This is a genomic window from Curtobacterium sp. MCPF17_001 (genome assembly GCF_003234615.1).
Classification (GTDB): domain Bacteria; phylum Actinomycetota; class Actinomycetes; order Actinomycetales; family Microbacteriaceae; genus Curtobacterium.
Genome location: NZ_QKSL01000010.1, coordinates 30521 through 45519, shown reverse-complemented (window position 1 = coordinate 45519; position 14999 = coordinate 30521). Strand labels below are relative to the sequence as shown.

The window sequence follows — 14999 nt, the reverse complement described above, 5'->3', positions numbered from 1 at the left end:
TCATGCCCTCCTGACGCGGGGGTCGAGCGCTGCGGTCGCGACGTCGGCGAGGAACCCGGCGATGAGCACCACCACCGCGGCGAACAGCGTGTACGCCGTCACGACGTTGACGTCGTTGCCGTTCACCGCGTCGATGAACCACGAACCGAGCCCGTTCCACGCGAAGATCTTCTCGGTCAGGGTGGCCCCGGTCAGGATGCCGAGGAACCCGTAGGCGAAGAGCGTGGTCATCGGGATGAGTGCGGTGCGCAGGCCGTGCTTGAACGTGGCACGGCCCCGCGTGAGCCCCTTCGCCCGTGCGGTCCGGAGGAAGTCCGAGCCGAGGACGTCGAGCATGGTCGCGCGCTGGTAGCGGCTGTAGATGGCGATGAGGCCCACCGCGATCGAGATTGTCGGCAGCAGCAGGTGCGCGCCGCGGTCGACGAGCAGGGTCAACGCCGATCCGTCGAGTCCGGGCGTCGCTTCGCCGGTGAAGTTGATGAGTTGGCTGCCGGCGTCCTGGTTCAGCTTGGTCGCACCGATCTTCAGGAACACGGCGGTCAGGAACACGGGTGTCGAGAACAGCACGATCGAGATCGCGGCGCTCACCCGGTCCGAGATCTGGTACTGCCGGATCGCGTTCCACACGCCGACGAGCACGCCGAGCACGATGCCGGCGATCGACCCGACGAGCAGCAGTCGGAGGCTCACCCCGAGCCGCGGGAAGAACTGCTCGTTCACCGAGCGGTCCTGGATGGTCTGCCCGAGGTCACCGTGCACGACGCCGTCGAGCCAGTGGGTGTACCGGATCACCACGGGGGTCTTGTCGTTGACGCCGATGTCGTCGAGCTTGGCGTCGATGACCTGGGCGGACGGCGCGGGGTTCCGCTCCGCGTAGACGGAGCGGGGGCTGAACGTCGCTGACGCGAGGAAGTAGGTCAGCGAGGTCGCGAGGAACACGAGCACGACGTAGTACACGAATCGACGCGCCAGGAAGCGGATCATGGAGGCCACCATAGAGCCTCGTTTGTTTCCGGTACATGTCGCGCCACGGCCGGGCTCGTAACGAAAGTACGTCGGATGCAGAAAAAGCGCTCTACCCCCGCTGGGGGGCCCTAGGCTCAACGACAACTTCCAGAGGGGAACGAAATGAAGCACAGGAAAGTCATCGTGGTGACGGCGGCCCTCGCCGGCATCGCACTCGCCGTGACCGGTTGCTCCGGCGGCTCGGGTGGATCCGGCGGGTCCGCCTCGGACGACTCGGGCAAGAAGACGCTGCCGACCTCGGCACAGATCAACGCGAAGCCCGTCTCGGACCTGGAAGACGGCGGCACGCTGCGTCTGCCGATCTCGCAGTGGGTCTCGCAGTGGAACTACAACCAGCTCGACGGTCCACTCGTCGACGCGTCGACGATCGAACAGGCGACGATGCCGTTCATCTACACCATCGACGGCAAGGGGGCCCCGACGCTCAACACCGACTACGTGTCGAAGGCCGAGGTCACGAACGACGACCCGCTCACGATCTCGTACACGATCAATGACGACGCCCAGTGGAGCGACGGCTCGGAGATCACCTGGCGTGACTTCGAGAACGAGTGGAAGACCACCAACGGCAAGGACAAGGCGTACCTCATCGCCGGCTCGACCGGCTATGAGGACATCTCCTCCGTCACCAAGGGCGCGACCGACAAGGACGTCGTTGTCGAGTTCGCCACGCCGTTCTCGGACTGGAAGTCCCTGTTCAGCCCGCTGTACCCGGCCAGCCAGACCAGTACGCCGGACCAGTTCAACAACGGGTACAAGGGCAAGGTCCCGGTCTCGTCCGGTCCGTACGAGATCACCGACCTGAACGAGACCGCCGGCACCGTCACGATGAAGCCGGACGACAACTGGTGGGGCGACAAGCCGAAGCTCGACCAGGTGATCTTCCGGTCGTTGGACGGCAACGCCGACGTCGACGCGTACCTCAACAAGGAGATCGACTCCGTCCTCACGACGACGTCGGAGCGCTTCGACCGGGTGAAGAAGGTGAAGAACTCGAAGATCCTCGCCTCGACGTCCGCGCAGTACACCCACGTGGACTTCTCGTCGAACGGTCTGCTCAAGGACAAGCAGCTCCGGCTGGCGATCCAGCACGGTGTGAACCGTGACGCCCTGGCCCAGGTCATCGGCGGCACCCTGCCCTACAAGCTCGGCACGCTCGACAACCACCTGTTCCTGTCCACGGACAAGGGCTACAAGTCGAACATCAAGCCGAACGCCACCTTCGACGTCGAGAAGGCGAAGAAGCTCCTGGACGACGACGGGTGGAAGACCGACGGCGCCTACCGCTCGAAGGGCGGCAAGCAGCTGGCGATCGCCATCACGATCCCGTCCGGAGCCCCGGTGTCGCAGCAGCTGGCGCAGGTCATGCAGCAGCAGCTGAAGGAGATCGGCGTCAAGCTCACCCTGAAGTCGGTCGCCACGGACGACTTCTTCGAGCAGTACGTCACCCCGGGCAACTACGACATGACGATCTTCGTCTGGGGCGGCACCGGCTTCCACTCCAGCTCCGCGACGATCTACACCTCGGGTGCCACCGGGCAGAACTACGGCCGTGTCAGCTCGGGAGCGATCGACAAGCTGACGAAGCAGGCGCTGTCCGAGCCGGACTCGGACAAGGCCAACGCCATCTGGAACAAGATCGACAAGCAGGTCTGGTCGATCGGACACTCGATGCCGATCACCGCGAAGCCCGCGCTGGTCGCCCAGAACCCGAAGCTCGCCAACTACGGCGCGTTCGCTGGTGCGCAGAACATCGACTGGACGAAGGTCGGCTTCACCAAGTAGCCACCGACTGACGGTCAGCGAGGGGTCGGACGCACTGCGTCCGGCCCCTTCGTCGTCCCGGTTCCGTCCGGTGTGCGCTCTCGCAGGACATGCACGGTGCAGTCCCCGTCGCATCGGCTGCCCGGACCGTACTGTTGCCCCATGGCCATCCCCGACACTGGCACTGCGGCACCCGGCTTCACCCTCCCCGGCATGATCGTTCGCGACGGTGTCCGCACCGACGCGGAGTACTCGCTCGCGGCCCAGGTGGGCCGTCCGGTGGTCCTCGCCTTCTACCCCGGTGACGCCACCCCCGTCTGCACCGCGCAGCTCTGCTCCTACCAGCAGGAACTCGACGACTTCCGCGACCTCGGAGCCGTGGTCTGGGGCATCAGCCCGCAGGGCCTCGACTCGCACGAGGGCTTCGCCCGGAACGCGTCGCTCTCCTTCCCACTGCTCTCCGACGTCGCCGGTGACGTCGTCCGCGCCTACGGCGTCCACGTGCCCGGCCTCGGCCTCCGCCGCTCCGTCTTCGTCATCGGTCCGGACGGCCTGGTGCGCTGGCGGCACGTGGGCCTGGTCGGCCTCCGCTTCCCGCGCGCCGAGGTCATCCGTGACCAGATCGAGCAACTCGTCGAATGAGGCGTTGACAGGCGGGACCGACGGGGTGACGATGATTGCCCTGTAGACCTCCGGGTTCGCCTCCCCGGGACATCGGGTCTCCTGCCGGTACGTGCTCGGCCTGTCTGGTCCGCTCGGTGGGTGGTCCCGGGGAGGCGCTCTCGTCGCCCGTCGATGCGGTGTCTCCTAGGCTTGCCCCCATGCCCGAACGGACAGCGCCCACCCGGATCGTCGCGACCGACATGCGACGCTTCGCCGTCGCACTCTGGGTCGTCGCCGTCGCGCTCGTCGTCATCGGACTCGTCACGAACGGCCTCCGCGCCGCGTGGCTGGTGCCGGTGCCGTCCCTCTTCACCGCCTGGTTCGCCTGGGTCGTGCTCTGGCGTCCGCGCATCGAGCTGACCGAGGACGAGCTGGTCGTCGTCGACGTCCGCCGCACCACCCGCTTCGCCTGGCGCCGCGTGCAGGACGTCCGGTCGAAGTACGGGCTCGAGGTCGTCACCGACCAGGGCGAACAGCGGGTCTGGATCGCGCCGCGTCCGACGGCCCGGCTCGCGATCGAACGGCCGGGAGGCGCGGTGCCGCTCAGCGTCGCCGCTGCGGCGGACGAGATGCGTGCGCGGGTGCCCGCCGCGGTCACGTACGACGGCGCTCCCCCGGCGACGGTCACGGCGGCTCCGATCGTGCACCGCGTGCACGGCTGGGCGATCGTCGCCCTCGTCGTCCTCGGGATCGCCGGAAGCCTGGCCGGCGCGCGCCTCTGACCTGACCGACACCGCGGTCGACCACCGGTCCGGACCCGGTGTGTTCGTCGTGGGGCGGGCCTGGCGCCCGACACCCGGAACGACGGAACGCGCCGTCCCGAGGCGGGGCGGCGCGTTCCTCGTGTTGCGGACTCTGCGGGTCAGCGACCGAACTCGAAGCCGGCGCCGGGGATGGCGGCCAGCAGGTCCTTCGTGTACTGCTCACGCGGGTTGGCGAAGACCTCATCGGTCGTCGCCTTCTCGACGATCTGGCCCTTGCGCATCACGCACACGTTGTCCGCGACCAGACGGACCACCGCGAGGTCGTGGGTGATGAACAGGTAGGTCAGGCCGAGCTCGGACTGCAGCTCGGTCAGCAGGTCCAGGATCTGGCCCTGCACGAGCACGTCGAGCGCGGAGACCGCCTCGTCGAGGACGATGACCTCGGGCTTGAGCGCCAGCGCACGCGCGACGGCGATGCGCTGCCGCTGTCCACCGGACAGCTCGCTCGGGTACCGGTTCACCATCGACTTCGGCAGGGCCACCTGGTCGAGCAGTTCGAGGACCCGCGCACGACGCGAGGCCTTGTCGCCGACCTTGTGCGTGCTCAGGGGCTCGGCGATCGTGTTCCCGACGTTGTACATCGGGTCCAGCGAGCCGTACGGATCCTGGAACACGGGCTGGACGCGGCGACGGAAGTCGAACAGGTCCTTGCCCTTGAGTGCACCGATGTCGATGCCGTCGAACTGCACCGAACCGGACGTGATCGACTCGAGCTGCAGGACGAGCTTCGCGACGGTCGACTTGCCCGACCCGGACTCGCCGACGAGCGCCGTGGTGGTGCCCTTCGGGATCGCGAACGAGACGCCGTCGACGGCCCTGAGCTCGCGGGTCGCCATGCCCTGACCACGCAGCTTGTAGACCTTCTGCAGGTCCTTGACGACGATGAGGTCCTCGGCGGGCCTGCTCTCGCGCTCGTGGGCGCGGGCCAGGAGTTCGTCGTCCTCGCTGCCGGTGTCGGCGATCGCGACCGACTGGTGCTGCACCTTCGACTGGATACGACGGCTCGCGAGCGACGGTGCCGCGGCGACGAGGCGCTGCGTGTACGGGTGCTGCGGGTTCGCCAGGATCTCCTTGGACGGACCGGCCTCGACGACCTGGCCCTTGTACATCACCACGAGCTTCTCGGCACGCTCGGCGGCGAGGCCGAGGTCGTGGGTGATGAACAGGACCGAGGTGCCGAAGTCGCGCGTCAGGCTCTCGAGGTGGTCGAGGATGACGCGCTGCACGGTGACGTCGAGGGCCGAGGTCGGCTCGTCGGCGATGAGCAGCTTCGGGCGGCTGGACAGACCGATGCCGATGAGCACACGCTGACGCATGCCGCCGGAGAACTCGTGCGGGTACTGCTTCAGACGGCTCTCGGCGTCACCGAGTCCGGCCTCCTGCAGGACCTCGACGGCCCGGGCACGGATCGCGGACTTGCCGGTCGCCATGCCGTTCGCCTTGATGGCCTCTTCGACTTGGAACCCGATCTTCCAGAGCGGGTTGAGGTTCGACATCGGGTCCTGGGGGACGTACCCGATCTCGGTCCCGCGGATCTCGGCCATCTGCTTCTCGGTCAGGCCGACGAGCTCGCGCCCGTTCAGCTTGATCGATCCGCCGGTGATCTGGCCGGTGCCGGGCAGGAGCTTGATGATGGCCTGGGCGCTGGTGGACTTGCCGGAACCGGACTCCCCCACGATCGCCAGGCGCTCGCCCTGCTCGAGCGTCATGTTCACGCCGCGGACGGCCTGCACCAGACCGGACTGCGTCTTGAAGCCGACGTGCAGGTCGGTGATCTCCAGCAGCGGGGCGCCGGGTGTGCCGGACGCCTTGGCGTTCGGCTCGGTGAGTGTCTCGCTCATCGGCGGGCCCTCGCCTTCGGGTCGAGCGCGTCGCGGACCACGTCACCGAGGAGGAGGAACGCGAGCACGGTGATGGACAGTGCGGCGGACGGCCAGAAGATCGTCGACGGGCTGGTGCGGATCGACGACTGTGCGGCGTTGATGTCGAGACCCCAGCTGAGTGCCGACGCCGGCAGACCGATGCCGAGGAACGACAGGGTCGCCTCGGCCACGATGAACGTGCCGAGGGAGACCGTCGCGACGACGATGACCGGTGCGAGCGAGTTCGGGATGACGTGGCGCACGAGCGTGGTGAAGCGGCTGACGCCGAGCGCCGCGGAGGCGGTGACGTAGTCGGCCTGCTTCGCGCTGAGCACGGCACCGCGCATGATGCGGGCAATCTGCGGCCAGGCGAAGACGGCGAGCACGAGCGACACCGTCACGGCGTTCCGCGCCGGGAGCACCGACATGAAGACGATCGCGCCGAGGACGGTCGGGATCGAGAAGAACACGTCACCGATGCGCGAGACGATCGTGTCGAGCCAGCCACCGTAGAACCCGGCGAGGGCACCGATGACGACGCCGACGATCGTGACGAGCACGGTCGCGAGCAGGCCGACGATGAGCGAGTTCTGCGCACCCCAGATGACGCGGGCGTACACGTCGTAGCCCTGCCGCGTGAAGCCGAGCAGGTGACCGGCACGCGGGCCCTCGTTGCTGTCGTCGAGGTTCGCGGCGCGCGGGTCCAGGTGCGTGAACAGCCCGGGTGCGATCGCGACGACGATGATCAGCAGGATGAGGACCGACGAGATCCAGAACGTGGGGCGGCGACGCATGGACTCCCACGCGTCGGTCCACAGCGAACGGGTCTTCTCGTCCTCGTTGACCTGGTCGACCGCCAGGAGCGGAGTCTCCTCGATCGGCGCGACGTAGTGCGTCGCCGAACGGGGTTCGGTGTTACTTGGCATAGCGGATCCTCGGGTCCAGGACGGCGTAGAGCAGGTCGACCAGGAGGTTGGCGAGCATGAAGATGATGACCATCACGGCGACGAAGGAGACCACCGTCGGGCCCTCGCCGAGCTTGACGGCCTGGAACACCGTGCCACCCACGCCGTGGATGTTGAAGATGCCTTCGGTCACGATCGCGCCGACCATCAGGTTGCCGATGTCGACGCCCAGGTAGGTCACGACCGGGATCAGCGAGTTCCGGAAGATGTGCACCCCGACGACGCGACGACGGGACAGGCCCTTCGCGGTCGCGGTGCGCACGAAGTCGGCGCTCATGTTCTCGGCGACGCTCGCACGGGTGAGACGCACGATGTAGGCGAACGACACCGACGCCAGCACGATCGCCGGCAGCACCAGCTCGGACCACGGCGCCTGGCCGGAGACGGTCACGCGGAACAGGCCGAGGTTGATGCCGAGGACGTACTGCAGCAGGAAGCCGACGACGAAGGTCGGCACCGAGATGAGCAGCAGCGAGACGACGAGGGCCGTCGCGTCGAACAGCTTGCCCTTGCGGAGACCGGCGACGACACCCACGACGATGCCGGCGACGGCTTCGAAGACGAGTGACAGGATCGCCAGGCGCGCGGTGATCGGGAAAGCCGCTGCGAGCTGCTGGCTGACCGGCAGGCCCGAGAACGTCGTGCCGAGGTCACCGCGGAACAGGCCGCCGACCCAGAGCAGGTACTGGACGAAGAACGGCTTGTCGAGGTTGTACTGCTGCCGGATCGCTTCGATCACCTGCGGTGACGGCTGACGGTCACCGAACAGTGCGGCGACCGGGTCCCCGGGCAGCGAGAACACCATGAAGTAGATGAGGAACGTGGCCCCGAAGAAGACGGGGATGAGCTGCAGGAGGCGCTTGCCGAGGTACCAGAGCATCAGATCCCTGCCTGGTTCGCAGCGCGCATGTCGTTCAGGTTCATGTCGTGAGGGGTGGACGGTCCGAGGGTCGGCACGGGTGTCCGGTGCGGGCGGCGGCGCCCGCGTTCGTGGGGGAAGGTGTGACCGCCGTGGTACGGGGGCTCGGGGACCGTGGTCCCCGAACCCCCGTCCGGTTGGCCGCGGAGCAGGATACCTGTCCGCGATGTGTCTCGCGAGGAGACGGGTGTTACTTGGTGACCTCGATGTCGTAGTACAGCGGGACGGAGTCCCAACCGAACTTGACGTTCTTCACGTTGTCGGCAGACCAGACACCGGTGACGTTGGAGTACCAGAGCGGGATCTCGGGCAGGTCCTTGAGCAGCAGCTCCTGAGCCTGGTCGAAGGACTTGTTGCCCTCTTCGACGGACGAGGCCGAACGGCCCTTGGCGAGCAGCTCGTTGTACTCGGCCGAGTCGTAGCGCGAGTAGTTGTTCGACGAGCCTTCACCCATGGTCGGGCCGAGGAAGTTGTACAGCGACGGGTAGTCGGCCTGCCAACCGGTGCGGCTTCCGCCCGTGAGCTTGTCGTCCGTCTGCAGCGCGAGCGCCTCGGCGAACGTCGGGAGGGCCTTGCCCTCGGCCTTGATGCCCAGCGTGCTGGAGATCGAGTTGGTCACGGCGGTGACCCAGGCCTCGTGTCCACCGTCAGCGTTGTACGCGATGGTGAGCGTGTCGTTGTACGGCGAGATGTCGTCGGCCTGCTTCCACAGCTTCTTGGCCTCGGACTTGTTGTACTTGAGGACGTCGGCGCCCTTGAGGTCGCCGGTCCAGCCGTCGATCACCGGGGAGGTGAAGTCCTTGGCCGGGGTGCGGGTGCCCTGGAAGATCTTGTCGGTGATCTGCTTGCGGTTGATCGACAGCGACACCGCCTCGCGACGGAGCTTGCCCTCTTCACCCTTCCAGTGGTCGAGGTAGTAGGGCAGGTAGATCGCCTGGAAGATCGCGGCGGCCTGGTTGACGTTCGAGTCGGGGAAGTCCGACTTGTAGGTCGCGAACGCGGCGTCCGGCACGGCGTCGAGGACGTCGAGGTTGCCGCCCTGGGCGTCGGAGTACGCGGTGTCCTGGGACGTGTAGAACGTGATCGTCAGACCACCGTTCTTCGGCTTGCGCTTGCCCTGGTAGTCCTTGTTCGTGACGAGCTTGATGTCCTGGTTGTGCGTCCAGGCGCTCTTGCCGTCGAGCTTGTACGGACCGTTGCCGATCGGGTTCTCGCCGAAGGCCTTGGTGTCGTCGTAGAAGACCGAGGGGAGCGGCACGAAGGCGTTGTAGCCGAGGGACAGCGGGAAGTCCGACTGCGCCGACTTCAGCGTCACCGTGAACTCGTCGTCGCTCTTGACCTTGAGGCCGGTGAGCTCGGAGTCCTTGTCGGCGTCGTAGCCCTCGATGTTCTCGAAGAAGTAGCTCGCGCCCTGCGCGTTCGACTTCTGGGCTGCCCAGTTCCACGCCTTCGTGAAGGACTCGGCGGTGATGGCCTCACCGTTGGTGAACTTCCACCCCGAGTTGATCGTGATGTCGAAGGTCTTCGAGTCGTCGGTCTCGACGCTCTTGGCCAGTTCCTTCACCGGCTTGCCGTCGGCGTCGTACGAGAACAGACCGTCGAACAGCGACGTGATGATCTTGCCGCCACCGGTCTCGGTGGTGTTCGAGGGGATGAGCGGGTTCTGCGGTTCGCTGCCGTTCGTGGTGACGATGCCGGTGGCGTTGGCCGAACCGGAGCCGGAGCCGGAGCCCGAGCCGCTTCCGCCACCGTTGCCGGAGCAGCCGGTCAGGGCAATTGCTGTGGCCCCGAGCACGGCGAGGGCAGTGAGCCCAGCGCGCTTCTTGATCAAGAGTTCCTCCTGGTGCATGGGACGCGCCGGGCACAGAGGTCCCTCCCGGCACGTTTGACTCCTGAACTGTAGGCAGTGCAGAGAGAACCGACCAAACCCTGCGCGCATCGGTTACACGCCTGAAACCAAGTTGCAGGATCGTTGCGGCACAATGCAACTTCCGCGCGTCTGAGCCGGAGTACCGCTCATCTGTTGCGTTTGCATCAACGTCCGTGCAGCGTGCAGGTGACGCCCGGGTGAACCACAGGTGTCGTCCGCAACCGCTTGCATTCGGAGCGCTCCACCCCGCGTGATGCGCGCCGGAGGCCCGTGGCGATCCCGCCACGGGCCTCCCGTCCGTCCTGCCGCCCTGTCCGGGCTGGCTGTCGTCCTACGCGAACGCCTCCACCGGCGGGCAGGCGCACACGAGGTTGCGGTCCCCGTACGCCTGGTCGATCCGCCGCACCGGCGGCCAGTACTTCCGACCGGCCTGGCCGGCCGACGGGTAGACCGCCTGCTCGCGGGTGTACGCGTGCTGCCACTCCCCCGTGATCACCGACGCGGCCGTGTGCGGCGCGTTGACGAGGGGGTTGTCCTCCGCCGGCCACTCGCCCCGGGCGACGGCGTCCGCCTCGGCTCGGATGGCGAGCATCGCGTCGACGAAGCGGTCGAGCTCGGCGAGGTCTTCGCTCTCGGTCGGTTCGACCATGAGGGTGCCTGCCACGGGGAACGACATCGTCGGTGCGTGGAAGCCGTGGTCGATGAGCCGCTTGGCGACGTCGTCGACCGTGATGCCCGTGGCCTCGCGCAGGGGACGCAGATCGAGGATGCACTCGTGCGCGACCAGGCCGGACTCCCCCGTGTAGAGGACGGGGAACGCCTCGCGCAGACGTGCCGCCAGGTAGTTCGCGCCGAGCACGGCGACCTCGGTCGCCCGGGTGAGCCCCTCGACGCCCATCATCCGGACGTAGGTCCAGGTGATCGGCAGGATGCTCGGGCTGCCGTACGGCGCTGCCGAGACCGGACCGCCCGCATGGGCCGGACGGTCCCCGTCGGTGCCCGTTGCCGCTCCGGTCCGACGATCCGCTTCCTGCGCCATCGGGTGCCCGGGCAGGAACGGCGCGAGGTGCGCCTTGGCCGCGACCGGACCGACGCCCGGACCGCCGCCGCCGTGCGGGATGCAGAACGTCTTGTGCAGGTTGAGGTGCGAGACGTCGCCACCGAAGTCCCCGAAGCGGGCGTGCCCGAGGAGCGCGTTCAGGTTGGCACCGTCGACGTAGACCTGGCCACCGGCGTCGTGCACGGCGGCGCAGATCTCGGTGATGTCGTGCTCGTAGACGCCGTGCGTCGACGGGTACGTGATCATCAGCGCGGCCAGCTGTCCGGCGTGCTCCTTGGTCTTCGCCCGGAGGTCGTCGAGGTCGACGTTGCCGTCCTCGTCGCACGCCACGACGACGACCCGCATGCCGGCGAGGACCGCCGAGGCCGCGTTCGTCCCGTGCGCGCTCGACGGGATGAGGCACACCGTCCGGGCCTCGTCCCCACGGGACCGGTGGTAGCCGCGGATCGCGAGCAGCCCGGCGAGTTCGCCCTGGCTGCCGGCGTTCGGCTGGACCGAGACCGTGTCGTACCCGGTGACCTCGGCGAGCCAGGTCTCGAGGTCGCCGATCATGTCGAGGTAGCCCTGCACGTCCTCGCGCGGGGCGAACGGGTGCAGTCGGGCGAACTCCGGCCAGGTCACGGCTGCCATCTCGGTCGCGGCGTTCAGCTTCATGGTGCAGCTGCCGAGCGGGATCATGCCACGGTCGAGCGCGTAGTCCTTGTCGGAGAGGTGCTTGAGGTACCGCATCATGCGGGTCTCGCTGCGGTGCGCGGAGAAGACCGGGTGGGTCAGGAACGCGCTCTGTCGCCCGAGCGCGGCCGGGAGGCCCGTGCCCGCGTCACGCACGGCGGTCTCGGTCCCCGGGACGGTCACGTCCGCGGCACCGAACACCGCGGCGAGTGCGGCGACGTCCTCCGGCGTGGTGGTCTCGTCGGCGGACAGCTGGAGGGTGTCGGCGTCCACGAGGTGGAGCAGGTACCCGGCGTCGTGCGCGGCGCTGACGAGGGACTCGGCGCGGCCGGTGAACCGGAGCGTCAGGGTGTCGAAGAAGCCGTCGTGCACGACGTCGGCGCCCGCGGCACGGGCGACGTCGGCGAGCGCTGTCGTCGTCCGGGCGACCCGGTGCGCGATGAAGCGCAGGCCTTCAGGCCCGTGGTAGACCGCGTACATCGACGCCATCACGGCGAGGAGCACCTGCGCGGTGCAGATGTTGCTCGTCGCCTTCTCGCGGCGGATGTGCTGCTCGCGGGTCTGCAGGCTGAGGCGGTAGGCCATGCCGCCGTCGGCGTCGAAGGACACCCCGACGAGACGACCGGGCAGCTGGCGCTCGAGACCGGCACGGACGGCGAGGTAGCCGGCGTGCGGGCCACCGAAGCCGAGCGGGACACCGAAGCGCTGGCTGGTGCCCACGGCGACGTCGGCGCCGAGGTCCCCGGGGCTGGCGAGCAGGGTCATCGCGAGCAGGTCGGCCGCGACGACGGCGATGCCGCCACCCGCGTGGACGCGCTCGATGGTGCGGCTCGGGTCGACGACCCGGCCGGAGGCGCCCGGGTACTGCAGGACCACGCCGAAGGCGCCGTCGAGCTGCTCGTCGGTGGGCCCGTCGGCGGCGTCGAAGCCGCGCAGGGTGATGCCGACGGCTTCCGCGCGGTGGCCGAGGATCGCGGCGGTCTGTGGGAGGAGGTCGGCGTCCACCAGGAACGCGTCGCCCTTGACCTTCGAGGCACGGCGGGCGAGGAGCATGCCCTCGACGACGGCGGTGCCCTCGTCGAGCATCGACGCCCCGGCGGTCGCCATGCCGGTGAGGTCGGACACCATCGTCTGGAAGTTGATCAACGCTTCCAGCCGGCCCTGCGAGATCTCCGGCTGGTACGGCGTGTAGGCCGTGTACCAGCTCGGGTTCTCGAGCACGTTCCGCTGGATGACGGCGGGCGTGTGCGTGTCGGAGTAGCCGAGGCCGATCATCGCGCGTCGGACGGTGTTGCGCCCGGCGACGGCACGCAGTTCGGCGAGCGCCTCGGTCTCCCCCACCGCGGTCGGCACGGACGAGTGCGCGATCGGTGCGGCGTGGATCGACTCCGGGACGGCGGCCCGGACGAGGGCGTCGAGCGAGGGCTGTCCGACGACGTCGAGCATGGCCTGCTGGTCGGCGGGCGTGGTGCCGATGTGACGGTCGGCGAAGGTGGTCTGCAGGTTCGTCGACGTGGTGAGGTCCTGGTCCGCGGTCATGCGATCGAGGCCCGGTACGTGTCGTGGTCCATGAGGTCCTCCGGGAAGGAGGTGCCGTCGACCTTGAGCTTGACGAGCCAGCCGGCGCCGAACGGGTCCTGGTTGACGGTGTCCGGGGTCGCGACGACGGCGTCGTTGACCTCGACGACCTCGCCCTCGATCGGGGCGAAGAGCTCTCCGACGCTCTTGGTCGACTCGATCTCACCGAGCTGCTCGCCCGCGGTCGTGGTGGTGCCCACGGCGGGGAGCTCGACGTAGACGACGTCACCGAGCTGTTCGGCCGCGTGGTCGGTGATGCCGACGGTGACGACGTCGCCCTCGACGAGGATCCACTCGTGGTCCTTGGTGTACTGCAGTGCGGTCTGGTCGGTCATGGGGATCAGCCTCTCGAAGCGCGACGGTAGAAGGGGAGAGCGGTGACGGTTCCGGGGATGGCGGTACCGCGGACGTCGATGTGGAGGACCTGTCCCCCGTCGGCGCAGTCCGGGTCGACGAAGGCCATCGCGACCGGGTGGCCGAGCGTGGGTGAGAGGGCACCGGAGGTGACGGTGCCGACGACGACTCCGTCGCGGAGCACGGCGTACCCGGCACGGGCAGCGCGGCGACCCGCCATCGTGATGCCGACGAGCACGCGGGCGTCCGGACCCGGCTGCACGCCGGCGTCCCCGACGAAGGAGCCCGAGGTCGCGACGACCCGGCCGAGCCCGGCCTGCGCCGGACGGACGGAGGTGTCGAGCTCGTGACCGTAGAGCGGCATGCCCGCTTCGAGACGGAGGGTGTCGCGAGCGGCGAGTCCGGCGGGCACCACCCCGCGCTCGGCACCCGCGTCGAGCAGGGCGTCCCAGAGCACCGGCGCGGTGTCGGTGTCGCTGTACAGCTCGAAGCCGTCCTCGCCGGTGTAGCCGGTGCGGGCGATGAGGACCTCGCTGCCGTCGAAGAGCGCGTGCAGCACCCGGTAGTAGCGGAGTTCGTCGAGGGGGGTCTCCGGCTGCAGGCGGTCGGCGACGACGAGGGCGTCGAGCGTCCCGGCGGCGGCCGGACCCTGGATCGCGACGAGGGCGGTCCGGTCGGAGTCGTCCGTGACCGAGACGTCGTGCCCGACAGCGCGTTCCCGCATGGCCTGCACGGCGACGTCCCGGTTGCCGGCGTTCGCCACGATGAGGAAGACGTCGTCACCGGTGCGGTACACGACGAGGTCGTCGAGGATCCCGCCGTCCGGGGTCAGGAGCAGCGAGTACTTGGCCCGACCGACCGGCATCGTGCCGAACGACCCGGCGAGCGCGGCGTCGAGGTACGGGACGGCGTCGGGCCCCTGCACGCCGATCTCGGCCATGTGCGAGAGGTCGAACACGCCGGCTGCCTGGCGCACCGCGTGGTGCTCGGCGAGGTCGGACGAGTAGCGGACCGGCATGCGGTGGCCGCCGAAGTCGGTGAAGGTGGCGCCGGCGGCGACGTGCGCGGCCTCGAGTGGCGACGAACGCAGCACGGACGATGGGTCTGACATGGACGGAGTTCTCCTGGCATCGGCAGGGCCCGACGACCGTCGTCGGGTGCGGAACTCCCCCTCTGTCATGGGCCTGAGAGTTTCACCGCGGCCCGTGAGGTCCGGCGGCTTTCACCGTGGGCGAGACGACGAGGCCGTGGGAGGTGCCCACGATCGCGTGTCTGCTTTTCAGAGTGGCCTGCCCGCTGCGGTGTTGGACCTGAGAGATTGGCGGGGAGCTTGCTCCTTCGGTGCCCTGGCCCGGATGCAGTGCGCTCCGGGTCGGGGGCTCTCCCGCGGCGGGTGGTCGGCCGTCGTGTTCTGTTGTCCGGCGAGCATACCGAGCCCGCGTTACGGGCATGTGTCGCGGATGCGGACCGCGGCTCCTCCGGTGGCCCTTCGACATCACGTA

General features: G+C 68.5%; 11 protein-coding genes and 1 riboswitch. Of the genes, 3 read left to right on the top strand and 8 right to left on the bottom strand.

Annotated elements, in window-relative coordinates:
* A complete protein-coding gene (locus DEJ24_RS10730) occupies nt 1–984 on the bottom strand; it encodes an ABC transporter permease (RefSeq protein WP_111078693.1) in 984 nt (327 codons plus the stop codon).
* 144 nt (nt 985–1128) lie between these two features.
* Here DEJ24_RS10730 and DEJ24_RS10725 point away from each other — a divergent pair, with 144 nt between their 5' ends.
* From DEJ24_RS10725 to DEJ24_RS10715, 3 genes are all read left to right on the top strand, one after another.
* On the top strand, nt 1129–2811 hold the full coding sequence (locus DEJ24_RS10725; protein ID WP_111078632.1) for an ABC transporter family substrate-binding protein: 1683 nt from the start codon (nt 1129–1131) through the stop codon (nt 2809–2811).
* A 141-nt stretch (nt 2812–2952) separates the two neighbouring features.
* A complete protein-coding gene (locus DEJ24_RS10720; RefSeq protein WP_111078631.1) occupies nt 2953–3432 on the top strand; it encodes a peroxiredoxin in 480 nt (159 codons plus the stop codon).
* A gap of 179 nt (nt 3433–3611) precedes the next feature.
* Nucleotides 3612–4175 (top strand): PH domain-containing protein, encoded by a 564-nt coding sequence (locus DEJ24_RS10715; protein ID WP_111078630.1) that lies wholly within the window; start codon nt 3612–3614, stop codon nt 4173–4175.
* A gap of 140 nt (nt 4176–4315) precedes the next feature.
* On the opposite strand, the gene DEJ24_RS10710 is transcribed toward DEJ24_RS10715, so the two are convergent.
* The 7 genes from DEJ24_RS10710 to gcvT all read right to left on the bottom strand — a co-directional run bounded on the left by DEJ24_RS10710 (nt 4316) and on the right by gcvT (nt 14608).
* A complete protein-coding gene (locus DEJ24_RS10710) occupies nt 4316–6058 on the bottom strand; it encodes an ABC transporter ATP-binding protein (protein ID WP_111078629.1) in 1743 nt (580 codons plus the stop codon).
* Entirely contained in the window at nt 6055–7005 is a 951-nt protein-coding gene (locus DEJ24_RS10705) for an ABC transporter permease (protein WP_111078628.1), read from the bottom strand. Before DEJ24_RS10705 ends, DEJ24_RS10710 begins: the two co-directional genes overlap by 4 nt.
* Entirely contained in the window at nt 6995–7924 is a 930-nt protein-coding gene (locus tag DEJ24_RS10700) for an ABC transporter permease (protein WP_110903293.1), read from the bottom strand. Before DEJ24_RS10700 ends, DEJ24_RS10705 begins: the two co-directional genes overlap by 11 nt.
* Nucleotides 7925–8153: 229 nt before the next feature.
* Entirely contained in the window at nt 8154–9794 is a 1641-nt protein-coding gene (locus tag DEJ24_RS10695) for an ABC transporter substrate-binding protein (protein WP_181432911.1), read from the bottom strand.
* A 370-nt stretch (nt 9795–10164) separates the two neighbouring features.
* Nucleotides 10165–13104 carry an aminomethyl-transferring glycine dehydrogenase gene (gene gcvP / locus DEJ24_RS10690; protein ID WP_111078626.1) on the bottom strand — a complete coding sequence of 980 codons (2940 nt, stop codon included), beginning with the start codon at nt 13102–13104 and terminating at the stop codon, nt 10165–10167.
* A complete protein-coding gene (gcvH, locus tag DEJ24_RS10685; RefSeq protein ID WP_110903296.1) occupies nt 13101–13478 on the bottom strand; it encodes a glycine cleavage system protein GcvH in 378 nt (125 codons plus the stop codon). The genes gcvP and gcvH overlap by 4 nt, the downstream gene beginning before the upstream one ends.
* A gap of 5 nt (nt 13479–13483) precedes the next feature.
* Nucleotides 13484–14608 carry a glycine cleavage system aminomethyltransferase GcvT gene (gcvT, locus tag DEJ24_RS10680; protein ID WP_111078625.1) on the bottom strand — a complete coding sequence of 375 codons (1125 nt, stop codon included), beginning with the start codon at nt 14606–14608 and terminating at the stop codon, nt 13484–13486.
* Nucleotides 14609–14786: 178 nt separating this feature from the next.
* Nucleotides 14787–14894, bottom strand: a riboswitch (glycine riboswitch).
* Between the last annotated feature and the right edge of the window lie 105 nt (nt 14895–14999).